This window comes from beta proteobacterium MWH-UniP1, from assembly GCA_036362785.1.
In the GTDB taxonomy this organism is placed as follows: Bacteria; Pseudomonadota; Gammaproteobacteria; order Burkholderiales; family Burkholderiaceae_A; genus Lacustribacter.
The window spans coordinates 726,272-748,244 of the sequence record CP143625.1 but is presented as its reverse complement, the minus strand read 5'-3'; the positions used below and the strand labels follow the sequence as shown (position 1 = coordinate 748,244).

General features: G+C 56.1%; 25 protein-coding genes and 1 pseudogene. 15 read left to right on the top strand and 11 right to left on the bottom strand.

Annotation, left to right across the window (positions count from 1 at the left end; translation table 11 throughout):
* Nucleotides 1–89 precede the first annotated feature (89 nt).
* Nucleotides 90–548: a DUF192 domain-containing protein gene (locus AOB54_03630; protein WVN42478.1), complete on the top strand. Its 459-nt coding sequence runs from the start codon at nt 90–92 to the stop codon at nt 546–548.
* Between the two features lie 107 nt (nt 549–655).
* On the opposite strand, the gene sodB is transcribed toward AOB54_03630, so the two are convergent.
* Together sodB and xseA are read right to left on the bottom strand one after the other, a co-directional pair.
* Complete coding sequence (gene sodB, locus AOB54_03625; protein ID WVN42477.1) at nt 656–1,237, bottom strand: superoxide dismutase [Fe]; 582 nt, start codon at nt 1,235–1,237, stop codon at nt 656–658.
* Between the two features lie 46 nt (nt 1,238–1,283).
* The gene (gene xseA / locus AOB54_03620) at nt 1,284–2,483 is read right to left on the bottom strand and encodes an exodeoxyribonuclease VII large subunit (protein ID WVN42476.1); all 1,200 of its coding nucleotides are present in this window, start codon (nt 2,481–2,483) and stop codon (nt 1,284–1,286) included.
* Between the two features lie 277 nt (nt 2,484–2,760).
* Here xseA and lpxK point away from each other — a divergent pair, with 277 nt between their 5' ends.
* The 4 genes and pseudogenes from lpxK to adk all read left to right on the top strand — a co-directional run bounded on the left by lpxK (nt 2,761) and on the right by adk (nt 5,530).
* Nucleotides 2,761–3,867 (top strand): tetraacyldisaccharide 4'-kinase, encoded by a 1,107-nt coding sequence (lpxK, locus tag AOB54_03615; GenBank protein WVN42475.1) that lies wholly within the window; start codon nt 2,761–2,763, stop codon nt 3,865–3,867.
* Nucleotides 3,848–3,997 (top strand): annotated as a pseudogene (locus AOB54_03610) (Trm112 family protein). The gene lpxK and the pseudogene AOB54_03610 overlap by 20 nt, the downstream one beginning before the upstream one ends.
* Before the next feature lie 80 nt (nt 3,998–4,077).
* The gene (gene kdsB / locus AOB54_03605; protein WVN42474.1) at nt 4,078–4,848 is read left to right on the top strand and encodes a 3-deoxy-manno-octulosonate cytidylyltransferase; all 771 of its coding nucleotides are present in this window, start codon (nt 4,078–4,080) and stop codon (nt 4,846–4,848) included.
* A gap of 28 nt (nt 4,849–4,876) precedes the next feature.
* Entirely contained in the window at nt 4,877–5,530 is a 654-nt protein-coding gene (gene adk / locus AOB54_03600; protein WVN42473.1) for an adenylate kinase, read from the top strand.
* Here adk and AOB54_03595 read toward each other — a convergent pair.
* Entirely contained in the window at nt 5,527–5,856 is a 330-nt protein-coding gene (locus AOB54_03595) for a DUF3579 domain-containing protein (protein WVN42472.1), read from the bottom strand. The genes adk and AOB54_03595 overlap by 4 nt on opposite strands.
* A gap of 75 nt (nt 5,857–5,931) precedes the next feature.
* Here AOB54_03595 and AOB54_03590 point away from each other — a divergent pair, with 75 nt between their 5' ends.
* The 4 genes from AOB54_03590 to AOB54_03575 all read left to right on the top strand — a co-directional run bounded on the left by AOB54_03590 (nt 5,932) and on the right by AOB54_03575 (nt 9,983).
* Nucleotides 5,932–7,125, top strand: coding sequence for an aspartate aminotransferase family protein (locus AOB54_03590; protein ID WVN42471.1), 1,194 nt, complete (start codon nt 5,932–5,934; stop codon nt 7,123–7,125).
* Entirely contained in the window at nt 7,122–8,045 is a 924-nt protein-coding gene (gene argF / locus AOB54_03585) for an ornithine carbamoyltransferase (protein ID WVN42470.1), read from the top strand. The genes AOB54_03590 and argF overlap by 4 nt, the downstream gene beginning before the upstream one ends.
* 146 nt (nt 8,046–8,191) lie before the next feature.
* Nucleotides 8,192–9,487 carry an argininosuccinate synthase gene (locus tag AOB54_03580; protein ID WVN42469.1) on the top strand — a complete coding sequence of 432 codons (1,296 nt, stop codon included), beginning with the start codon at nt 8,192–8,194 and terminating at the stop codon, nt 9,485–9,487.
* A gap of 10 nt (nt 9,488–9,497) precedes the next feature.
* Nucleotides 9,498–9,983, top strand: coding sequence for a YajQ family cyclic di-GMP-binding protein (locus AOB54_03575; protein ID WVN42468.1), 486 nt, complete (start codon nt 9,498–9,500; stop codon nt 9,981–9,983).
* Here AOB54_03575 and folE2 read toward each other — a convergent pair whose 3' ends face one another.
* From folE2 to xseB, 4 genes are read right to left on the bottom strand one after another with little or no spacing between them, the layout of a single operon-like run.
* Complete coding sequence (gene folE2 / locus AOB54_03570; protein ID WVN42754.1) at nt 9,984–10,790, bottom strand: GTP cyclohydrolase FolE2; 807 nt, start codon at nt 10,788–10,790, stop codon at nt 9,984–9,986.
* Between the two features lie 11 nt (nt 10,791–10,801).
* Nucleotides 10,802–12,724, bottom strand: coding sequence for a 1-deoxy-D-xylulose-5-phosphate synthase (gene dxs, locus AOB54_03565; protein WVN42467.1), 1,923 nt, complete (start codon nt 12,722–12,724; stop codon nt 10,802–10,804).
* A 15-nt stretch (nt 12,725–12,739) separates the two neighbouring features.
* Nucleotides 12,740–13,633, bottom strand: a complete 894-nt coding sequence (locus AOB54_03560; protein ID WVN42466.1) for a farnesyl diphosphate synthase — start codon at nt 13,631–13,633, stop codon at nt 12,740–12,742.
* A 2-nt stretch (nt 13,634–13,635) separates the two neighbouring features.
* On the bottom strand, nt 13,636–13,935 hold the full coding sequence (xseB, locus tag AOB54_03555; GenBank protein WVN42465.1) for an exodeoxyribonuclease VII small subunit: 300 nt from the start codon (nt 13,933–13,935) through the stop codon (nt 13,636–13,638).
* An 82-nt stretch (nt 13,936–14,017) separates the two neighbouring features.
* Here xseB and AOB54_03550 point away from each other — a divergent pair, with 82 nt between their 5' ends.
* The 6 genes from AOB54_03550 to AOB54_03525 all read left to right on the top strand — a co-directional run bounded on the left by AOB54_03550 (nt 14,018) and on the right by AOB54_03525 (nt 19,413).
* On the top strand, nt 14,018–15,112 hold the full coding sequence (locus AOB54_03550) for an aromatic ring-hydroxylating dioxygenase subunit alpha (GenBank protein ID WVN42464.1): 1,095 nt from the start codon (nt 14,018–14,020) through the stop codon (nt 15,110–15,112).
* On the top strand, nt 15,108–15,959 hold the full coding sequence (locus AOB54_03545) for a sulfurtransferase (GenBank protein WVN42753.1): 852 nt from the start codon (nt 15,108–15,110) through the stop codon (nt 15,957–15,959). Before AOB54_03550 ends, AOB54_03545 begins: the two co-directional genes overlap by 5 nt.
* A 49-nt stretch (nt 15,960–16,008) precedes the next feature.
* A complete protein-coding gene (locus tag AOB54_03540) occupies nt 16,009–17,067 on the top strand; it encodes a TRAP transporter substrate-binding protein (GenBank protein ID WVN42463.1) in 1,059 nt (352 codons plus the stop codon).
* A 9-nt stretch (nt 17,068–17,076) separates the two neighbouring features.
* Nucleotides 17,077–17,529 carry a TRAP transporter small permease gene (locus AOB54_03535; GenBank protein WVN42462.1) on the top strand — a complete coding sequence of 151 codons (453 nt, stop codon included), beginning with the start codon at nt 17,077–17,079 and terminating at the stop codon, nt 17,527–17,529.
* Nucleotides 17,445–18,845 (top strand): TRAP transporter large permease, encoded by a 1,401-nt coding sequence (locus AOB54_03530; protein ID WVN42461.1) that lies wholly within the window; start codon nt 17,445–17,447, stop codon nt 18,843–18,845. Before AOB54_03535 ends, AOB54_03530 begins: the two co-directional genes overlap by 85 nt.
* A gap of 76 nt (nt 18,846–18,921) precedes the next feature.
* Complete coding sequence (locus AOB54_03525) at nt 18,922–19,413, top strand: copper chaperone PCu(A)C (GenBank protein WVN42460.1); 492 nt, start codon at nt 18,922–18,924, stop codon at nt 19,411–19,413.
* 9 nt (nt 19,414–19,422) lie between these two features.
* Here AOB54_03525 and AOB54_03520 read toward each other — a convergent pair whose 3' ends face one another.
* From AOB54_03520 to AOB54_03505, 4 genes are all read right to left on the bottom strand, one after another.
* Entirely contained in the window at nt 19,423–19,851 is a 429-nt protein-coding gene (locus AOB54_03520) for a biopolymer transporter ExbD (GenBank protein ID WVN42459.1), read from the bottom strand.
* Nucleotides 19,852–19,869: 18 nt separating this feature from the next.
* Entirely contained in the window at nt 19,870–20,541 is a 672-nt protein-coding gene (locus AOB54_03515) for a MotA/TolQ/ExbB proton channel family protein (GenBank protein ID WVN42458.1), read from the bottom strand.
* 21 nt (nt 20,542–20,562) lie between these two features.
* Nucleotides 20,563–21,183 carry a maleylacetoacetate isomerase gene (gene maiA / locus AOB54_03510; protein WVN42457.1) on the bottom strand — a complete coding sequence of 207 codons (621 nt, stop codon included), beginning with the start codon at nt 21,181–21,183 and terminating at the stop codon, nt 20,563–20,565.
* Nucleotides 21,184–21,280: 97 nt separating this feature from the next.
* Complete coding sequence (locus AOB54_03505; GenBank protein ID WVN42456.1) at nt 21,281–21,973, bottom strand: fumarylacetoacetate hydrolase family protein; 693 nt, start codon at nt 21,971–21,973, stop codon at nt 21,281–21,283.

The window sequence follows — 21,973 nt, the reverse complement described above, 5'->3', positions numbered from 1 at the left end:
GGCAAAAAAGGCAGGGAAACCTGCCTTTTTTTATTGTCTGTCCCCAGTGATTTCCCGACAATTGAAAAGTCAGAAACAATAGCGGGATCATGACAAGACCCCAATATTTCCTTGGCCGCCTGGTACTCGCCGCATTGGCCCTGGCTGCCGCCACCCAGCCCCTGCAGGCCCAGACACTTCCCACCGAAACACTGCATGTGCGGTTTTTTCAAATCACTGCTGAAATTGCCCAGACCAACGCTCAGCGAACAAAGGGCCTGATGGGAAGGCAATCCCTGCCGCCAAGCCATGGCATGTTGTTTGTCTTCGAGCAGGCCGAACAGCAATGTTTCTGGATGCGCAACACGCCGCTACCACTCACTATTGCCTTTGTCGCCGATGACGGAAAGATTGTGAACTTTGCCGACATGACACCCTTTTCAGAGCAGGCCCACTGTTCGGCTAAGCCTGTGAAATACGCCTTGGAAATGGAACAAGGTTGGTTTAAAAAACGCGGTGTCTTGGTTGGTGACGCGATCACCGGCGGGCCCATCAAGCCGCGCCAATAAACAGCCTTAAGCCAACGTTTCTTTGGTCATCGACACGCCCAAAACAGCACCAATAAAAAAGCCGCGAATGATCCCTTCGCGGCTTTTTCTTTAGAGCGCCTTAAGACTTAGGCGCCGAAGTTCTTTGCGGCGAATTCCCAGTTCACCAAAGACCAGTAGCCGCCCATATAGTCAGGGCGACGGTTACGGTAATCAATGTAATAAGCGTGCTCCCACAGGTCACAGGTCAACAGGGGTTTGTCAGCCGTGGTCAAGGGTGTTGCAGCATTGCTGGTGTTCACGATATCCAAGCTGCCATCGGCTTTTTTCACTAGCCATGTCCAGCTTGAGCCAAAGTTGCCGACGGCACTTTTGGTAAAGGCTTCTTTAAAGGCATCAAAGGAACCCCACTTGGCATCAATCGCAGCAGCCAAGGCGCCAGAGGGTTTGCCGCCACCTTTGGGCGAAAGCGAGTTCCAGTAAAACGTGTGATTCCAGATCTGGGCCGCGTTGTTGAATACGCCACCGGACGATTTCTTCACAATCTCTTCAAGCGAAGAATTCTCAAACTCAGAACCCTTGATCAGATTGTTCAGATTGGTGACATAAGTCTGATGGTGCTTGCCGTAGTGAAACTCCAGGGTCTCTTTGGAGATGTGCGGCGCAAGCGCATCAAGCGCGTAAGGCAGTGCGGGAAGAGTGTGTTCCATTGATCGTTATCCTTTGGGTAGACCGACAGTCAGAGAGCCACGGATTTTATCCCGCATCGTCGGGCAGATGGCGCTTCTGAACCCGGACTTCGAGCAGGCCTTTTGATAATTGAACCTTTAATGCCTGATCGTCTGCGACCCGGCCAGCATCGGTCACCACCGAGGCGGTCTCATCTAAGACCATGGCATAACCCCGGCGCAAGATTGCAGTGGGATCAAGGGCTGTGAGCTGTGCTGCCTGCCGCTGGGCAATCGCACGCGCATTAGCGGCCCTGGCCGACATGGCGGCCCGCATGGCAAGGCCCAACGCTGCAACCCGTTGAACACGCTCACGCAGACGCTCCGATGGGCTTCTTAGCCGCTGGACCGACAGGTCAAGCCGCTGCTGAGCCGCCTCCCAGCGACGACGCATCATCACGGCATTGGCCCGCGAAAACTCGGCAAGCCGTTGGCGCGCAGCGATATCCGGCGCAGCGATTCGCTGTGCTGCGGCCGTTGGGGTGGCCGCCCGATAGTCGGCCACCAGATCGGCGATCGTGACATCGGTCTCGTGGCCAACCCCCACGATGACCGGGTGCCGGCATTGGACAATCGCCATCGCCAGGCCTTCATCGTTAAAGGCCCAGAGATCTTCCAGGCTGCCACCACCCCTGGCCAAGAGAATCACGTCTACATCTGGGTCTTGATCGGCCCGCGCGAGTTGTGAGATCAGCATGGCCGGTGCATCTTGGCCCTGGACCAAAGAGGGATAGAGCCGCAGACGAATCCTGGGGGCGCTTTGCGTGAGCGTGACCACGATATCGCGCAGGGCCGCCGCACCCAGCGAGGTCACCAGGCCAACGCAGGCCATTGACTCTGGCAGGGGCCTTTTTCTGGCGTCATCCAAAAGCCCAGCCTTGGCCAGTTTTTCTTTTCTTGCCAGAAAGGCCTCGAAAAGCGCCCCCTGCCCGCTTCGCACCATGGACTCCACACGGAGCTGGAAATCCCCCCTGGGCTCGTACAAGGTCACGACCGCCGCGACCTCCACCTGGTCCCCTTCTTTGGGCTGCCAGTCCAGCACAGCGCTTTTGCCTTTGAACATCACGGCCCGCACGCTGGCTGCGGCATCTCGAAGCGAGAAATACCAATGGCCACTGGCCGCCCGAGTCAGCTGGGCGATTTCGCCCCGCACCCGCATCAGCGGAAAGCTGCGCTCTAGATTCGCCGCCACCGCCCGATTCAGCTCTGCTACCGTCAGGACCGACAATTTCTACCTGCCTTTCACCGTGAAACAGCCGTGAAACTACGAAAAAATAAGGCTCTCATGAAAAAGATGTCCACAACGCAAGGCTTTGCGGGCAGTTTGATGACAAAACCACGATCAGATCCTGAAGGCCCAATGTTTTTCGCATAACTTATTGATTTGTAAATACTTTTTTAAAAACCGAAAGGTCTGGCCTAGACAAATTCAAAATTCGACCAGATCAATTAGATGCGCTTATTCTCTCAACTTCCGAAGTTTCCACAGCCTTATCCACAAGCCCATGCCCCCTGTCACCAATAATCGCAACGGCCGCCTGTTTCAGCAATGGTTTAGCGATCAGCCCGTGCTGGCCTGGCCGCAGCGGGCGCTGCTCTGGATGGCAAGCCTGCTTTACCGCGGAATCTTGGCACTGCGCCGGGCCTATCTAAAGCTTTTGGCGCCGCCCCAATCGGTACCGGGGCTTCGGGTGGTTGCCGTCGGCAACCTGATCGTGGGCGGTGCCGGAAAAACCCCCTGTGTCATTGGGCTTGCCCAGGGGCTAAAAGAATCTGGGCTGCGCTGTGGCATTGTCACCCGGGGGTATCGCTCGGCCGCCGAACACCAGCCCAGCCGTGTAATCGATCCCAGCGAACTTGGCCAGACCCCAGCCAGCCTGATTGGCGACGAGGCCTGGCTATTGGCCTGGCGCACCCAACTGCCGATTGCCGTTGGCAAAAACCGATTACAGGGGGCGCAGGCATTAAAAGCCCGTCATCCCGACCTGCAGGTCGTGCTGCTTGATGACGGCCTGCAGCAGTCCACGCTTGCCGTCGATGTCAGTGTCTTGGTCTTAGATGATCGCGGCTTTGGCAACGGCCACTGCCTGCCCCTGGGCCCACTGCGTGAACCCATTGGGGACCTGAACCGATTCAGTGCCTGGATCGATAACGGCTTTGGCATACGTCCTGATGCGCATACGTTCTTGCATGCCCTTCCCCAACACTGCGGGCATCTGTCTCAGCGCAATGCGGCCTGGGTACCGCTACAGGCATGGTCAACGCCGGGCCAGTGGTTGGGACTCGCAGCCGGTATTGAAAAATTCCGCAATCGGCGCGTTCTGGCCACCGCCGGAATCGCAGTGCCTGCACGGTTTTTTAAAACACTGTCCGACCTTGGCCTGTCATGCGACACCCTGGCGCTCGAAGATCACGACCCCAGAACCATCGAGCACGTGCAGGCAAAATGGGAAACACAGAATTACGATCTGGTGCTCATGACTGAAAAAGATGCGGTAAAGTTTTTCAATCAGGCCCAATCCTGCGCCATTCCAATTTGGGCGCTGCGCCGGGAAGCGCAGCTTGATCATGATTTTTTAACAAGGTTTGTCCATGGACTCCAAACTGCTTGAAATTCTTGCCTGCCCCAAGACCAAAGAACCGCTCACCCTGGGCAAAGGTGGAAATTATTTGATCTGTGAATCTGCCGGCCTCGCCTATCCAATTGTCGATGGCATTCCCTATCTTTTAGAAAGCAGTGCCATCACGTTGCAAAAAATCGAAACAGCACCAATGGCAGACAGCGGCAACGCCACGACCACCAAGCAGGCGAAAGACAAGGCTTGAGCAAGTTCTGGGCCGTTATTCCGGCAAGACGTGCCTCGTCGCGGCTGCCAGACAAACCACTGGCCGATATCGCCGGAAAACCCATGGTGGTGCGCGTTGCAGAGCGTGCCCAACAGAGCCAGGCCGATCGTGTCATCGTGGCCACTGACTGTCGCGACATTGCGCAAATCGTGGCCGATCACGGTGTTGAATGCGTCCTCACACGGGCCGATCATCCAAGCGGCACCGACCGCATCGCCGAAGTTGCCACGCTTTTAGACTGCAACCCCGATCAGGTCATCATCAATGTACAAGGTGATGAGCCGCTAATTGAGCCAGCACTCATCAATGCAGTGGCCAACGTGCTCTACGATCGACCACAGGCATCGGTCTCCACTGCGGCAACGCCGATTCACGACGATGCCAGCCTAATTAGCCCACATGCAGTAAAAGTGGTCTGCAACGCCGAATCAATCGCTATGTATTTTTCCAGAGCGCCAATTCCCTACCAACGGGATCAGTGGCCAAGCCTGCAAGACGTTCGATCCGGTGCAACACCGGCTGCGCTGCGGCACATCGGAATTTATGGGTTTCGCGTGCGCGCCCTTCGGCTTTTTCCTGGCTGGCCAGTCTGCCCACCCGAAAAAGCAGAACAACTCGAGCAACTGCGTTGGCTCTGGAATGGCCACCAGATCGCAGTCGCCATTGCGGCCAATGCTCCCCATGCTGGCGTTGACACCCCAGAAGATCTGGAACGTGTACGGCAACTCTGGCCAGGATCTCTATAATCAAGTCAAACCAATCACGGAGACTTCTATGCGGACCATTCTGCTCGGCCCCCCAGGCGCCGGTAAAGGCACTCAGGCAGCGTTCATCACCAAGCGGTATGGCATTCCGCAGATTTCCACCGGTGATATGTTGCGTGCCGCCGTCAAGGCGGGCACACCTCTGGGCGTGGCCGCAAAAAAAGTCATGGATGCAGGCGGCTTGGTCAGCGACGACATCATCATCAATCTGGTGAAAGAGCGTTTGACCCAGCCTGACTGCGCTTCGGGCTATCTGTTTGACGGTTTTCCAAGAACCATTCCCCAGGCGCAGGCCATGAAAGATGCTGGCGTGCGTTTAGATGCTGTGGTGGAAATCACTGTCCCCGATGAAGACATTATCGAGCGCATGAGCGGCCGGCGTGTCCACGTGGCCAGTGGCCGCACCTATCACGTGAAATTCAATCCGCCCAAGGTTGCGGGCAAAGACGATGTCACAGGCGAACCACTCATTCAGCGTGACGATGATTTGGAAGCCACTGTGCGCAAGCGTCTCGAGGTCTATCACAGCCAGACCAAACCACTTGTTGATTTCTACAAAAACTGGTCGGCAAGCGGTGATGCCGCCGCACCAAAACTTGTCACCGTATCGGGTGTTGGTGCTGTGGATGCCATCACACAGCGGGTGATCAACGCGCTCGGTTAAGCGCTGGGCTCATCCGGCAAGACACAAGCCTCGACAAAAGGCAGGTCGTTGTCGCGGGCAAAGTTTCGAACAAACTCCATGGCCATGGGCTCGATGTCGTCAAGGCGGGCATCAACGGCCACACATTTCAGGCCACCCACCAATACCGGGTGGACATATGGCGAGTACTGAAGCGCGGCGCCGGTGATCTGGCGTTGGCCAGCGGGCCGAAACGACGACATGACCCCGCAAAGGCGTTCGGCCCAATCACTGGGCCGAAAAGGCTTTCCCGCATGGGTTCGGCCTTCGATCAAATACTGTTTAGGGGGTGGTGGACGGTTTGACACGCTGCTTCCAAGGGCAAACCCTAGCGAAACAGGTATTCTATCGGACTCACCCAATCAGAATTCAAGAGTACGGACATGACATCTTTACCCCATGCCCTGATGAATACCTATTCCCGCCAGCCGGTGGCGTTTACCCACGGGGAAGGTGTCTGGCTCTGGGACACGGAAGGCCGCAAATATCTTGATGCCCTGTCGGGCATTGCGGTCAACACCCTTGGCCATGCCCACCCAGGGTTGGTCCGCGGGCTGCAAGAACAGGTTGGCAAGCTCATTCACACGTCCAACCTCTACGAGGTATCGCTGCAGGCCCAACTCGCCCAAGAACTCGTGCGCCTATCGGGCATGACCAATGTCTTTTTCTGTAACTCTGGGCTTGAGGCCAACGAGGCGGCCATCAAAATCGCCCGTAAATATGGCCACGAACGCGGCTTTCCCCAGCCCAAAGTGATTGTGTTTGAAAAGGCCTTTCATGGCCGGTCACTGGCCACCCTGTCGGCCACCGGCAACGAAAAAGTTCAAAAAGGATTTGAGCCCCTGGTCGAGGGCTTTGTCCGTGTGCCCATGAATGACATGGAATCCATTCGTCGCATGGCCGAACGGCACCCCGACATTAGTGCCGTCTTTTTAGAGACCATTCAAGGCGAAGGCGGTATTCGCCCATCGACGATTGCGTTTTTAAAAGCGCTGCGCGATTTTTGTACTCAAAAAAATTGGCTGTTGATGTTGGACGAAGTCCAGTGCGGTATCGGCCGAACCGGAAAGTGGTTTGCCCACCAGTGGGCCGGCATCACGCCAGACGTCATGCCCCTGGCCAAGGGGCTGGGTTCTGGTGTGCCGATTGGCGCGGTCGTGGCCCACGGTGCTGCAGCAAGCGTGTTTCAGCCGGGCAACCATGGCACCACCTTTGGCGGCAATCCCCTGGCCATGCGGGCAGGGCTTGAAACAATTCGCGCCATTGAGTCTGAGCAGTTGCTCAACAATGCCAGCGCCCGTGGCAAACAAATGCTTGACGGTTTTAACGCAGCCTTTGCGGGCGTAGCCGGTGTGAAAGAAATTCGTGGCCATGGCCTGATGATGGGCATTGAGTTGGATCGCCCCTGCGGTGAGATTGTTGGCTTAGCGCGTAATGCGGGGCTGCTGCTCAATGTCACGGCCGATAGCGTGATTCGCCTGCTGCCCGCGCTCACCATCAATGCCCAAGAGGCCGAAGAAATCGTGAACCGGCTTGCGCCCATCGTGCGGCAATTTTTAACAGGGGGCAGCCAATGACCGAATTGCGCCACTTCCTGCAATTTAAAGATTTCTCGAAAGATGACATCGAGTATCTGTTTTCGCGTGCCAAGATCATCAAAGACCGCTTTAAGCGCTATGTGCGGCATATGCCACTCCAAGACCGGACCCTGGTCATGGTGTTTGAAAAAGCATCGACCCGCACGCGGCTCTCGTTTGAGGCGGGCATGCATCAATTGGGCGGTGCGGCCATTTATCTGAACACCCGCGACACACAGCTGGGTCGTGGCGAACCGGTCGAAGACTCTGCCCAGGTGATTTCACGCATGTGCGACCTGGTCATGATTCGCACCTTTGAGCAGACCATGGTGGAAAAGTTTGCCGCCAAATCTCGGGTGCCCGTGATCAATGGCCTGACCAACGAATACCACCCCTGCCAGATTCTGGCCGACATCTTTACCTATATCGAACACCGTGGCTCGATTCAGGGAAAAACAGTCGCCTGGATTGGAGACTCAAATAACGTTTGCAACACCTGGTTGCAGGCTGCTGAAGTGCTAGATTTTCAGGTCCGGGTCTCTACACCGCCGGGCTATGAAGTCGAACCCGAACGTGCCGGGCTTTTTTCTAACGGCCACTTCGAGCAATTTGCCGACCCCATGGAAGCCGCCAAAGGCGCCCATTTGGTCACGACCGATGTCTGGACATCCATGGGATTTGAGGCCGAAAACGAGGCACGGCTGAAAGACTTTGCCGACTGGATGGTCGATGAAGACATGATGCGCATTGCTGACCCACAGGCGGTTTTTATGCACTGCCTGCCCGCCCACCGTGGCGAAGAAGTCTCGGCCGGCGTGATCGATGGCCCGCAATCCGTGGTCTGGGACGAGGCCGAAAACCGGCTGCATGCCCAAAAAGCCCTGATGGAATTTCTGCTGCTTGGCCGTCTTCGCGACTAAGCCACAAAGCGCCGGCTGCCCCGGGCCTGCGCTTTGCAGCCTGGGCGGGCAACGCACTCGTCAGGCACCAAGATTTGCGTCCTAGAAAGCGCGATAATTACAAGCTGTCTTTTGTCTAACGCCATTTCACTGAGATCGTGACTCGCATGAACACTAAAACCCGCGCCACCAAGGCCCCTAAAGCACAATCCCCTGCTGCTACCACCAAGAAAAAAACAGTTAAAAAAGTTGTCTTGGCCTATTCCGGTGGCCTGGACACATCGGTCATTTTGAAGTGGCTGCAAGACGAGTACGACTGCGAAGTCATCACCTTTACTGCCGACATTGGTCAGGGTGAAGAGCTTGAGCCTGCGCGCAAAAAAGCAAAGCAATTCGGCATCAAAAAAATCTATATCGAAGACTTGCGCGAAGAGTTCGTTCGCGACTTTGTCTTCCCCATGTTCCGCGCCAACACGGTTTATGAGGGTGAATACCTGTTGGGCACATCGATTGCCCGGCCCTTGATCGCCAAGCGGCTCATCGACATTGCGAAAAAAGAAGGTGCCGATGCGATTTCGCACGGTGCCACCGGCAAGGGCAACGACCAGGTCCGTTTTGAATTGGGCGCTTATGCACTCATGCCCGGCATCAAGGTCATCGCTCCGTGGCGCGAGTGGGATCTGCTCTCACGTGACAAGCTGCTGGCTTATGCCGATCAACACGGCATTCCGGTCGACTACAAAAAACGCAAGGGCGAGGCCCCCTTCTCGATGGACGCCAACCTGCTGCACATTTCTTACGAGGGCGGCGTGCTGGAAGACCCGAATCGTGAGCCGCCCGCACAAGGCATGTGGCGCTTAACCGTGCCCGTTGAAAAGGCACCGAACAAGCCAGAGGTGATCGAGCTGGAATTTGCCAAGGGTGACTTGGTCGCCATTAACGGCAAAAAAATGAAGGCCCACGAGCTCTTAATTAAGCTCAATGAATTGGGTGGCAAACACGGCATCGGTCGGCTCGACTTGGTGGAAAACCGTTACGTGGGCATGAAGTCCCGTGGCTGCTATGAAACTCCGGGCGGCACCATCTTGCTGCGCGCCCACCGCGCCATTGAGTCTTTAACGCTTGACCGTGAAGTGGCCCACTTAAAAGACGATCTCATGCCACGCTATGCCAGCCTGGTCTATAACGGCTATTGGTGGTCGCCCGAGCGGATTGCACTGCAGACCTTAATCGACCACACCCAGACCAATGTCAACGGCACGGTCCGCCTAAAACTCTACAAAGGCACCGTCACGGTGGTGGGCCGCAGTTCTAAGAACTCACTCTTTGATGCCAAGATCTCGACCTTTGATGACGACGGCGGCGCCTATAACCAGGCCGATGCCGGCGGCTTTATCAAGCTGAACGCCCTGCGTATGCGGATTGCGGCAGACAAGGCCGCCACCCGCAAAAAAACCAAATAAGGAGCGCCAGATGCCATCCTTTGACGCAACCTTAGAAGCCGATATGGCTGAACTTCGCAATGCGGTGGACCAGACCAGCAAAGAAGTCAGCACCCGTTTTGACTTCAAGGGCTCGAGTGCCAAGGTCGAACAAAAAGATCGTGAATTAACGGTCTATGCCGACAGCGATTTTCAGGTCGGCCAAGTTCGCGACGTGCTGGTGGCCAAGTGCGCCAAACGCGGTGTGGACGTGCGCTTTCTGGATATCGGCACGATTGAAAAGATCGGTGGCGACAAGGTCAAGCAGGTGATCAAGGTGCGCCACGGCATTGCGGGCGATGACGCCAAGAAAATCGTGCGCATCATCAAAGACAGCAAGATGAAAGTCCAGGCCTCGATTCAGGGGGATGCGGTGCGGGTTACCGGCAATAAGCGGGACGACCTGCAGGCCGCCATTGCACTACTAAAAAAGGAAGTTTCTGATCTGCCGTTAAATTTCGGAAACTTTCGCGACTGATCAGGAAACGATCCGCGCCCAGGCCGAGTGGTTGTGGATCGATTCGAAGTTCTCGGCCTCCACTTCAAAGCCAATCACACCCGGAATCGCTTTTACGGCCGTGGCCACATCACGGACCAAGTCTTCCACAAACTTTGGGTTGTCATAGGCCCGTTCAGTGACGTACTTTTCATCGGGCCGCTTCAACAACCCCCAAAGCTCGCAAGAGGCTTGGGCCTCGATGGTCCGCACCAAAGACTCTACGGCCAGATCAGTTGACCCTTCAAGCCGAACCATCACCGTGACCTCGGAGCGCTGGTTGTGGGCGCCATATTCCGAGATCTCTTTCGAACACGGGCACAGGCTTTTTACCGGTACCTTCACTTCGCAAGAGATCTGCGTGCCTGCCGCGTGCTGCTCAGCCACCCAACGGCAGCGATAGTCCATCATGCTTTGCACACCGCTCACAGGCGCTGTCTTCATCATGAAAAATGGCAAGGCAACATCAATTTTTCCCGTGGCTGCATTTAAGCGCGTGAGCATGTCTTGCAACAAGGCACGCATGGCCTGGGCGGACAGTGCCATGCCCTGGCGATTCATCGACTCCAAGAGCTCGACAAAACGGGACATATGGGTGCCCTTTTGATCAGCAGGCAGGCCAACACTTAAGCTAAATTCCCCCACGGATGCTTCGGTAGAACCGTCGGCACAGGAAATCAACACGGGGTAGCGCACACCGCGCACGCCCACCTGCTCAATCGCCAGGTTTCGGTGATCAATCGAGCCCTGCACATCGGGCATTGGGGTGGACGGAGCAAGTGGCGGCATACCAGGAGAATTCATGAAACAGCTTTCAAGGCAACAGGGGCCACCATTTTGCTACGAATCGAGGCCTCAATACCCTTAGCGTCTAGCCCCTCAATTGATAGCAACTTCTGGTGATCGCCGTGGTCAATGAACCGGTCCGGCAGGCCCAGATGGAAGATTGGCACCATGGGAATGGCATCGCCCAGCGCCACCAGGGCCTCGGCACAGGCCGAACCTGCACCACCCGCAATCACGTGTTCTTCCACCGTCACAATCAGGTCATGGGTCTTGGCGATTTTTTCCACCATGGCCATATCGAGCGGCTTGATAAAGCGCATATTCACCACCGTGGCGTCCAAGGCATCACCGGCCACCAACGCAGGGGCCACCATGGAGCCAAAGGCCAAGATGGCAATGCGCTGCTTCGGAATTGGTTTTTGAATTTCACGCAACACCTCTGCCTGGCCAATGGGCAGGGTTTCAAACGTGTCGGTGGCATCGACACCCGTGCCAGAACCACGGGGGTAACGCACGGCACTTGGGCCATCGATCGTCAGGCCGGTGTTGAGCATCTTGCGGCACTCCAGCTCATCTTTGGGCGCCATGATCACCATATTGGGCACGCAACGCATAAAGGCCACATCAAACACACCGGCATGGGTGGCGCCATCGGCACCCACCAGACCAGCACGATCAATCGCAAATAAGACCGGCAGATTCTGCAGGGCCACATCGTGAATCAGCTGGTCATAGCCACGCTGCAAGAAGGTTGAGTAGATCGCAAGCACAGGCCGTTGACCCTCGCAGGCAATACCCGCTGCAAACGTCACCGAGTGCTGCTCAGCAATCCCCACATCAAAGTAGCGTGCAGGAAAACGTGCTGCAAAGTCTTGCATGCCCGAGCCTTCACACATGGCAGGCGTAATCGCCACCACACGTGGGTCTTTTTGCGCCACATCGCAGAGCCACTTACCAAAAATCTGGGAGTACGTTGGTTTGGCGCCGCCCTTTGGTGTGATGCCGACTTCTGGGTCGAATTTACCGGGCCCGTGGTACAGAATCGGATCGGCTTCGGCCTGGCGATAGCCCTGGCCTTTGCGGGTAATCACATGCAGAAAATGGGCGCCTTTTAGGCCGCGCAGATTCTGAAGCGTGGGAATTAATGCGTCTAAATCATGGCCATCAATGGGGCCTACATAATTAAAGCCGAGCTCTTCAAACAGCGTGCTGGGCATCAGCATGCCTTTCGCATGGCCCTCAAACCGCTTGGCAAATTCCAACACAGGCGGAATCGCGCCCAGGACCTGCTTGCCCAGTTCACGGGCGGAACGATAAAAGCGGCCCGACAACAGCCGTGTCAGGTAGTTGCTCAGCGCGCCCACAGGCCGCGAGATCGACATATCGTTGTCGTTCAGAATCACCAACAAATCGAGTTCGGTATCTAGGCCACCATTGTTCAGCGCTTCAAAGGCCATGCCACCACTCATGGCGCCATCACCAATCACGGCAATATGGCGGCGGCGCTCGGGGCCAAGGTGTTCGCCTTTGATTTTGGAAGCCACCGCCATGCCCAACACTGCCGAAATCGATGTGGATGAATGAGCCGTGCCAAAGTGATCGTACTCACTCTCACTACGCTTTGGAAAACCAGAAATGCCATTTAACTGACGCAGCGTGGGCATCTGATCACGACGGCCCGTCAGAATTTTGTGGGGGTAACTCTGATGGCCCACGTCCCAGACCAATCGGTCATAAGGAAACTTAAACACATGGTGCAGGGCGACTGTGAGTTCCACCGTGCCCAGGTTAGAAGACAGGTGGCCACCGGTGGCCGAGACAGAGTTCAGCAAAAACTCGCGTAGCTCTTGCGAAAGCTGATTCAACTGCCGGCGGTCCAACGCCCGGACATCAGCGGGTGAATTGACCGAATTTAAAAGTGACTGTTGTGAATCCATTCCCTGATGCTCTTTCTAATGTGTGCGTTCGACCAATGCATTGGCAAGATCTTCGAGTCTCTTGGCCTGAGCCCCTAAGGGGCCAAGGGCGGCAATGGCTTGGTCATGCAAAGCCCTAGCGTAATCCTGTGCGCCGGTTAAGCCAAGTAAAGCGACAAAAGTGGGCTTATTGGCCGCAGCATCTTTGCCTGGCGTCTTGCCCAGGGTCTGGGCATCGGCCGAAACATCCAGCACATCGTCAGCCACCTGAAAGGCCAGGCCCACCAGGGCCGCATAGCGCTTCAATGCCTGGGCCTGGGCGGGCGTCGGGCTGCCACAGGCGGCGCCCATCTCGACGGCTGCCGAGATCAGGGCACCGGTTTTAAGTGCATGCATGGCCTCTAACTGCTGCTGATTCATGGGCAGGCCCACAGCCTCGATGTCGACTGCCTGGCCGCCAGCCATGCCTTGCAGGCCCGTGGCTTTGGCCAGCCCGGCCACCAGCCCGACCACGGTACTTGCCGGGGCAGGAATTTCTGCCAGAAGCTCAAAGCCCAGGGTCTGCAGGGCATCGCCCACCAGCAGGGCCTGAGCCTGGCCGTACTTCACATGAACGGTGGGCTGGCCGCGCCGCAGGGCGTCGTCGTCCATGCAGGGCATGTCGTCATGGACCAATGAAAAGGCATGGACACACTCTATTGCAGCCCCAACCGTGTCGCACCAGGCCGTGGGGGCGCCCACGGCTTCGCCGGCCGCAATCGCAAGTAAGGCCCGAATGCGTTTACCACCGCCCAACACGCCATAGGCCATGGCATCAAAAAGCCGATGATCGCCACGGCCATCGGCCAGGGGCTTACGCTTGGCCAGCTCTGCGGCCAAAAGAGATTCGATACGGCTACGGGATTCCGAGGCCCACTGATTGAAATTCAAACTTATTCCTTGATCTGGGAAATCATGTCGGAGCGGCCCACCCGTGAGGTTTTGCCGGACTCAATGATGTCGATGTCAGTCTGGACCTGGTTCAGAATAGCCTGGGCATGCCGCATCAGGGCGGCGCCCCGCTGATAGGCCGCCAGGGACTCGGCCAGTGGCACATCGGGCTGCTCAAGCTGGGCCACGACCTGCTCGATCTGGGCCATGGCCTGCTCAAAACTCAGGCCCTCTAAATCAGCCGTTTCGGGCACATTCACACCCGCCTTGTTGGTGCGCTTGGAACTATTTTTTTCCGTCATTGACGAATTTTAATTGAAATGAATCAAGACCTTAGACCCCCGGGGTATACTCCCCCCCTTACGTTTTTCGGGAGGTTCTTCGATGTCGGATGTCGGAAGCTTTTCTCGGCTGGCGCCAAGCGCAGCACAACTTCCAGTTCATGCCTATTTTGACGAGTCCATTTTGCGCCAGGAGCTCGTTTCCTGCTTCAAATATGGGCCCGGTTATGTCGGCCACAGCGCCATGGTGCCCGAGCTGGGTGCGTTTTCGTCCCTGGCCCACGAGGACCACGGTCGCGTGCTCGTCCACAACCCGGAAGGCATTCAGCTGCTCTCCAACATCTGCCGCCACCGTCAGGCCGTCATGCTGGAAGGCCAAGGCCAGACCGACGCCATTGTTTGCCCACTTCACCGCTGGACCTATGACTTAAAAGGTGACCTGATCGGGGCGCCGCATTTCGCCAAAGATCCCTGCCGTCACTTAAAGAACTACCCACTCTCAAATTGGAATGGCCTGCTTTTCGAGGGCGATAAGACCATCATTGACGAGTTGTCGAGCACACCCTTTATGGAGCAGCTCGATTTTTCAGGCTACATGTTGGGCCGTGTGCAGTCCCATGAGTGCAACTACAACTGGAAGACCTTTATCGAGGTCTACATGGACGACTATCACGTCGTGCCCTTCCACCCGGGCCTGGGCCACTTTGTCGATTGCAGTAACCTGCAGTGGCACTATGGCAAACATTACTCAGTGCAGTCCGTTGGCATTACCGATCTTCAACACCCAAGCACACCGGTGTACCAGCGCTGGCATGAACAGGTCTTACGCATGCACCCCGAGGGCCTGCCCAAGTATGGCGCGGTCTGGATGACCATCTTCCCCAACATCATGGTGGAGTGGTACCCCAAGGTCTTGGTGGTGAGCACCCTGCACCCCAAGGGCCCACAAAAGACCATTAATGTGGTCGAGTTTTATTACCCAGAAGAAATTGCACTCTTTGAACCAGAGTTTATGGAGGCCCACCAGGCCGCCTATAACGAAACAGTGGTCGAAGATGACGAGATCGCCGAACGTATGGACCGTGGCCGCCAGGCACTTATGGCTCGCGGTGAAAACGAGACGGGCCCCTATCAGTCCCCCATGGAAGACGGCATGCTGCACTTCCATGAATATTTACGGCAACAGGTGACTTATTAATCCGATCATCTCTGTTAATGAACTGGTCGGGCTTCAAGACAACATTCTGATTGTGGATTGTCGTCATGACCTGATGAACCCCGATGCTGGTGCCAAGGCCTATGCCGAAGGCCATCTTCCTGGGGCGGCGTTTTTACATCTGGACCGCGATCTCTCTAGTCCAGCAAACGGCCGCAATGGCCGTCACCCGCTGCCCGACCCACAGGCCTTTGCAGCGCTTCTCGCCTCGCTTGGCGCCAACGAAAAAACACTGATCATTGGCTACGATGCATCGGCGGGTGTGTATGCATCTCGCTTGTGGTGGATGTGCCGATGGATTGGCCACTTGAAATGCGGCGTACTCGATGGTGGTTTTCAGCAATGGTTGGCAGCCGATGGCCCACTGTCGGTGGAGCCGTTTACGCCCAAAGCACCAGGGAAAATTACGGTGCGGCCCTCACTTGCGCCGCTTTGGACGGTCGATCACGTGCAGGCCTGGGTTAATGCTGGTTCTGATCGCGACATTGCTTATTTGATTGATGCCCGCGCTCCTGAGCGTTATCGGGGCGATGTGGAACCACTCGACCCAGTTGGCGGACATATTCCGGGCACCATCAACCGTGTATTTGTGAACAACTTAGACAGCAAGGGCTGCTTTAAGCCGGCATCAAAGCTACGCGAAGAATTTGAAGCCATCATTGGCGAGCAAGACCCCATGGCGGTGGTGCACACCTGTGGCTCTGGTGTCACGGCCTGCCATAACCTGTTGGCCATGGAGATCGCAGGGCTCGCTGGCAGTGCGCTCTACGCCGGCTCTTGGAGTGAGTGGTGTAGTGACCCCAGCAGGCCCATGGCCAAGGGTGACTAAGTCTTCTCGCTGGCCCCACGTTTTGCTCGTTTGTTAAATTTTTCTCGACATGGTGCCACTCTTGTTCCAATCCACACGCAACCTCATCGCCAGCGCCGCCCTTGCGGCAGGCCTGCTCTTTAGCACCGCATCAACAGCGGTGGCCAAAGACATCACGCTAAAGATTCACCACTTTTTACCTGCCAGTGGTATCCAGCAGACCAAGATGATTCAGCCCTGGTGTGATCGGATTGGCAAAGAATCGAATCAGCGCCTGAAGTGCCAGATTTTTCCGCTGATGCAGCTTGGGGGCACACCGGCACAATTAATCGATCAGGCCCGTGATGGTGTAGTGGACATTGTCTTGGTCTTACCTGGCTACACCGCCGGCCGCTTCCCAGCCATGGAAGTCTTTGAACTTCCATTTATGAACCACAGCGCTGAAGCCGCATCGAAAGCCGCCTGGGAGTTCTATCTTCAGCACGGCCAAAAAGAATTTACGGGCTTAAAGCCACTGGCCTTTGCGACCCACGACAATGGCTTTATTCACACCCGCAGCAAACCCATTCGCAGTGTGGATGACTTCAAGGGCATGAAGATGCGTGCGCCCACACGGTTTACCAACAAACTCTTGACCAGTCTGGGGGCCTCTGCTGTTGGTATGCCTGTGAACTCAGTAGGTGATGCCGTCAACAAGGGCGTGATCGATGGATTTTTATTGCCCTGGGAAGTCATGCCGGGGCTAAAACTCCATGAGATGGTGAAGTTTCATACCGAGACGCCCAAAGACATGCCCGCGCTTTATACCGCCGTGTTTGTCTTGGCCATGAACCCAGCGCGTTATGCATCTCTGCCCGCCGATCTGCGGGCCGTGATTGATCGAACCACTGGCCTGGAACTCTCAGGCCAGATGGGCCGCACCTGGGACCAGAGCCAGGCCTTTGGCCGCGACCCTGCTGTGAAACGCGGCAATACCCTGATCCAACTCTCGGCAGCCGAGACTGATCGCATGATGCGGCTTTCCGCACCGCTTGCCGATGAGTGGGTCGCCCAGATGAACAAGGCTGGCGGCAACGGCAAGCAAATGTTGATTGATGCCAAGCAGCTGATTCGTAAACACAGCAAGTAAGCGCCTGTTATGCAAAGACTGGCTCGGGGCTTTGCCATGCTTGGTGGAATTGCACTGGGGCTGCTGGTGCTCACGACCGTGGTCAGTGTGATTGGCAGAAGCCTGTTTCAGGCACCGATTCCCGGTGATATTGAAATTGCGCAACTGCTCATGGCCTTTGCCATTAGCTGCTTTCTGCCCTGGTGCCAGTGGCACCACTCCCATGTGGTGATTGAGTTTTTTACCAAGGGGCTGACCCAGCGGCACCAAAGACAGCTGCAACGCGTGGGCGATGGCTTAATGGGTCTGATTGCAGCGGTGTTGGCCTGGCGCACTCTGAGTGCTGCCGTGAGCGCCCTACCCACCAACGAGAGCAGCATGATTCTTGGCATTCCAACGTGGATTCATTACGCCATCTTGGTGCCAGGCTTTGCGCTTATGGCCATGATTGGTCTTTCGATCAGCGCCAGGCGGCCATCGTGAGCCCAAGCATGATTGCCATCAGCATGTTTGGTCTCATGGTCGTGCTCATGCTGCTGCGCATGCCCGTGGCTGCAGCCATGTTTATTCCTGGGGCCCTTGGCTTTGCCTGGATTGCCGGCACCGACACATTACTTGGCGCACTCAAGGGCACCACCATGGCACGGCTCTCGGTCTACGAGCTGTCCGTCATTCCTTTGTTTCTCTTAATGGGGCAGCTTGCTGTCAAAGCCGGCCTATCCAAATCGCTCTTTGAAGCTGCTGCCGCACTGGTGGGCCACCTCAAAGGTGGACTGGGGTTCGCTGCCATTTTTGCCTGTGCCGTGTTTGGTTCTATCTGCGGCTCTTCGGTGGCCACAGCCGCCACCATCACGCAGGTGGCCTATCCCGAGATGAAATCACACGGCTATAGCGGCAGGCTGTCCACCGCAACACTGGCCACCGGTGGCACGCTGGGCATTTTAATTCCGCCATCGGTGCCGCTTGTGATTTATGCCATCTTGGCCGAACAAAACATTGCCAAACTCTTTGCGGCCAGTATCGTGCCGGCACTCGTTGCCATTGCCGGATACTTGGTCGTGCTACGGTTGATGCATCGGCATGACGGCCAGACCACCCCACTGCCACGCGCTAGTTCCGCCGCCCGCCGCCAGGCCTTGCTTGGTGTATCGCCAATCCTGATTATTTTTCTCTTGGTCTTTGGCGGAATTTACTCCGGCATTTTCACACCCACCGAGGGCGCTGCCATTGGCACCGCTGGAGTGCTGATCTCGGGGCTGATTCGAAAAACGCTGGACTGGTCAGCACTGGGCGCTTCCGTGCTTGTAACAGCAGAAACAACCGCCATGATCTTTTTCATTTTTCTTGGCGCCGACTTAATGAATTCGGGTCTTGCGTTAACGCAACTGCCTACTGAGCTGGCCAGCTGGGTCACCACCATCACGGCAGATCCACTCTGGATTTTGGTGGCCGTGCTGCTGCTCTACCTGGTGCTTAGCTCCGTGATGGATGAGCTCTCCATGATCATGCTCACGATTCCAGTGCTATTTCCCGCGCTTATGGGCCTGGATTTGTGGGGGTTAGAAGCGCAAGACAAGGCGATCTGGTTTGGCATTTTGGTGCTGATGATTGTGCAGTTTGGGCTCATTGCGCCACCCATTGGATTGAATGTGATTATTGTGAACAGCCTGGCCCGGGAAGTGCCCATCACCCAGACCTATCGGGGGGTGCTGCCCTTTCTTGTCACCGATGCGTTGCGCATTGTGCTGTTGTTGCTGTTTCCATCGCTATCGCTTTGGTTGGTTCACTTACTGCACTAAAATTAAAAAATTAGTTCTGCTTTTTGTATTGATTTAATTTGCTTTCCCAACCCCAAACCCCCTCCATTTCTCCATCATGAAAAAACTACTTACCACCCTCGCTGCCACCGCCATGCTCAGCCTGCTGCCTGCAGCCCATGCTGCCAAGTTCACCAAAGGCCCGCTGGTGATTGAAGACCCCGTGGCCATGCCAAGTGCCCCCGGCCAGCCCCATGGCGCTATCTTCATTGAAGAGATTCGCAATAGCGGTAAAACCGCCGATGAACTCGTTGGTGCCCGCTCTGCGGTATCCAAAACCATGGAAGTCCACCGCATGGTGATGGACAACAACGTCATGAAGATGCGTGAAATTCCTGGCATTCCCGTTCCCGCTAACGGAAAAGTCACCATGAAGCGCGGCAGCCCCGATGGCTATCACCTCATGCTCATGAATCTGAATAAGCCGCTCAAAGAAGGCGAGAAGTTCCCCGTTACCCTGATTTTCAAAAATGCGGGCGAACAGGAAGTGACCGTTGAAGTGAAAAAGCTTCAGCAGGGCATGGGCCACTCAGGCCCAATGAAACACTAAATCAACGCGTTAGGGCTTGGCCGATTGGGCCAAGTCCGTGACAAAGGCCAACTGACTCAAGCCCAGGCGGTTGGCCAGGGCCATCACTTCCACCACCGCTTCATAACGCGTATCACGCTCGGCACGCAGGTGAATGGGCGTCTGCTTGGATTTGGTAGCGGCTGCCTCTAGCGCAGACCGCAGTTCCTCTTTACTGACAGGTTTTTTATCTAAGAAAAGCTCACCCTTGGCATTGATGCTGACGTTGAGTGTGTTTTCTGGTGTGCTGACTGTTGGCGTGTCGGATTTGGGCAGATCCAGTGAAATGGCCCGTGTCATCAAGGGTGCCGTGATGATGAAGATCACCAAGAGCACCAACATCACATCGACAAGTGGTGTGGTGTTGATTTCTGAGAGCGGCTGACCGCTTCCCGACGATTCAAACTTTCCCATGGCCATGATGAATGGACTCCGGAGTTACGCGGTTTTCTTTAAAAGATAGGCCCGCAGATCATTGGCAAAGGCATCTAATTCTGCAATCACCACCCGGTTGCCGCGTGTGAGCGCGTTATAGGCCAGCACAGCAGGAATGGCCACAAACAGACCAAAGGCCGTCATGATCAAGGCCTCGCCCACGGGACCAGCCACCTGCTCAATCATGATCTGGCCACTGCCCGAGATATTAATGAGTGCGTGATAAATACTCCATACCGTGCCAAATAACCCGACAAAGGGCGCAGTGGCACCAATCGATGCCAGCACCACCAGGCCAGACTCGAGTACCGTGGTTGAAGCATGAAGGCTGCGGCGCAAGGCCCGCGTAATGCGGTCTTCAAGAGTGGATTGGCCATCGAGCGTTCCACTTGCCGAGGCCTTTTGCAGATCAATCGCCGTTTGCGCCAGATCTGAAAACAAAGGCGCAGGCTCGGCGCTGCGAATCGCGGCCAGGCCATCGTCCATGCTTTTGGATTGCCAAAAGCTTGCCGCGATCGTTGCTGCCGACTTCCGCAGCCGCTGGCTAAGTCGCCCCTTTGAAATGATGAGCGTCCACGAGATCACCGACATCACCAGCAAAACAATGGCTGTGAGCCAGATCACTGCATCGGCATTGGACAGCATGTGGGCCAGGCCCTGAGAAGAATTCGACATGAAGAGGCTTCCTCTTGCGCGTTAGTCTAATTTGGATGCCTGAAATGCAGGCAAGTTCAGGCAGCGATCGGCAATCGCACGAACACGCGGGAATGCCGACAAATCCACCGCCATGCGATTGGCATTGATCACCTGGGGCACTAAGAAACAATCGGCAAGGCCCGGCGTATTGCCGTGACAAAAATCACCCGTGGCGGGCTCTGCCAGGCGGCGCTCGAGTGCTGCCATGCCCTCGGAAATCCAATGGGCATACCAGCGGTCCTTATCAGGCCGGCTCACACCCATGGAGCCGATGAGATATTGCAGCACACGCAAATTGTTTAGCGGATGAATATCGCAGGCCACCAGCTGGGCCAAGCCACGTACTCGTGCACGCTCGGGCGCGGTCGATGGCAGCAGGGCTGGCTGCGGATAGCACTCTTCTAAATACTCAATCATGGCCATCGATTGCGAAACACGCACATCACCGTCTTCCAGAAGCGGCACCAGGCCATCTGGGTTCAGCAAACGGTATGCATCAGTGGCGTGCTCTGCGGCCCGCAAATCGACTGGAATCGACTCGTAGTCCAGCCCTTTGAGCGCTAGCGCAATGCGCACCCGGTAAGAGGCCGACGATTTCGGGAAGTGATGCAGGCGAATCATAGTCGCGTGTTGGTGTCAGACCAGGTGTCAGACCCGGTGTCTGACACCGGGTCTGTCGTGTCTAACACCTGGCTTGGGCATCTTGTTCGATTCCGGGTTAGACCACCTTGATCGAAAACGCGCCAACCCGGTCGGCCTGTGCGGTCAACACATCACCGGGGTTTACCGCGGCAACACCTGCAGGTGTGCCGGTATAAATCAGATCGCCGGCCTGAAGTTCCCAGGCGGCGGAGATATGGGCAATCACTTCATTGATATTCCAAATCAGATCCGACATATCACCGGTCTGGCGGACTTCCCCATTCACTTTCAAAGTAATCGGGCCGGAAGTGATTTCACCGGTCTTTTCAATTGGGTGGAGCGGGCCGATCGGTGCGCCATGATCAAAACCTTTGCCAATACACCAGGGCTTGGCTTCTTTTTTCATCGCTGCCTGTAAATCACGACGGGTCATATCTAAGCCAATGGCGTAACCCCAAATGTGTTTAGAAGCGTTTTCAACGGCGATGTTCTTGCCGCCCTTGCCAATGGCCACCACCAATTCCACCTCATGGTGTAAATCTTTGGTCAGGCTGGGATAAGGCCAATCGCGTGTCTGGCCGTCGGCCACATTAAAAAGCGCATCAGCGGGCTTTAGAAAGAAAAACGGTGGCTCACGGCCAGAAGCGCCCATCTCTTTGGCGTGGTCGGCATAGTTGCGGCCAACGCAATACACACGACGCACAGGAAACCGCTCAGATGAACCAGCGATTGCAACTGTGGACACTTCTACTTTTGGCAAAGCCTGCAT

Excerpts from the sequence above, each read along its gene's own strand:
- AOB54_03630 (WVN42478.1), top strand. The coding sequence starts at position 90 with ATGACAAGACCCCAATATTTCCTTGGCCGCCTGGTACTCGCCGCATTG.
- sodB (WVN42477.1), bottom strand. The coding sequence starts at position 1,237 with ATGGAACACACTCTTCCCGCACTGCCTTACGCGCTTGATGCGCTTGCG.
- lpxK (WVN42475.1), top strand. The coding sequence starts at position 2,761 with ATGCCCCCTGTCACCAATAATCGCAACGGCCGCCTGTTTCAGCAATGG.
- adk (WVN42473.1), top strand. The coding sequence starts at position 4,877 with ATGCGGACCATTCTGCTCGGCCCCCCAGGCGCCGGTAAAGGCACTCAG.
- AOB54_03590 (WVN42471.1), top strand. The coding sequence starts at position 5,932 with ATGACATCTTTACCCCATGCCCTGATGAATACCTATTCCCGCCAGCCG.
- argF (WVN42470.1), top strand. The coding sequence starts at position 7,122 with ATGACCGAATTGCGCCACTTCCTGCAATTTAAAGATTTCTCGAAAGAT.
- AOB54_03580 (WVN42469.1), top strand. The coding sequence starts at position 8,192 with ATGAACACTAAAACCCGCGCCACCAAGGCCCCTAAAGCACAATCCCCT.
- AOB54_03575 (WVN42468.1), top strand. The coding sequence starts at position 9,498 with ATGCCATCCTTTGACGCAACCTTAGAAGCCGATATGGCTGAACTTCGC.
- folE2 (WVN42754.1), bottom strand. The coding sequence starts at position 10,790 with ATGCCGCCACTTGCTCCGTCCACCCCAATGCCCGATGTGCAGGGCTCG.
- dxs (WVN42467.1), bottom strand. The coding sequence starts at position 12,724 with ATGGATTCACAACAGTCACTTTTAAATTCGGTCAATTCACCCGCTGAT.
- xseB (WVN42465.1), bottom strand. The coding sequence starts at position 13,935 with ATGACGGAAAAAAATAGTTCCAAGCGCACCAACAAGGCGGGTGTGAAT.
- AOB54_03550 (WVN42464.1), top strand. The coding sequence starts at position 14,018 with ATGTCGGATGTCGGAAGCTTTTCTCGGCTGGCGCCAAGCGCAGCACAA.
- AOB54_03540 (WVN42463.1), top strand. The coding sequence starts at position 16,009 with ATGGTGCCACTCTTGTTCCAATCCACACGCAACCTCATCGCCAGCGCC.
- AOB54_03535 (WVN42462.1), top strand. The coding sequence starts at position 17,077 with ATGCAAAGACTGGCTCGGGGCTTTGCCATGCTTGGTGGAATTGCACTG.
- AOB54_03525 (WVN42460.1), top strand. The coding sequence starts at position 18,922 with ATGAAAAAACTACTTACCACCCTCGCTGCCACCGCCATGCTCAGCCTG.
- AOB54_03520 (WVN42459.1), bottom strand. The coding sequence starts at position 19,851 with ATGGCCATGGGAAAGTTTGAATCGTCGGGAAGCGGTCAGCCGCTCTCA.
- AOB54_03515 (WVN42458.1), bottom strand. The coding sequence starts at position 20,541 with ATGTCGAATTCTTCTCAGGGCCTGGCCCACATGCTGTCCAATGCCGAT.
- maiA (WVN42457.1), bottom strand. The coding sequence starts at position 21,183 with ATGATTCGCCTGCATCACTTCCCGAAATCGTCGGCCTCTTACCGGGTG.
- AOB54_03505 (WVN42456.1), bottom strand. The coding sequence starts at position 21,973 with ATGCAGGCTTTGCCAAAAGTAGAAGTGTCCACAGTTGCAATCGCTGGT.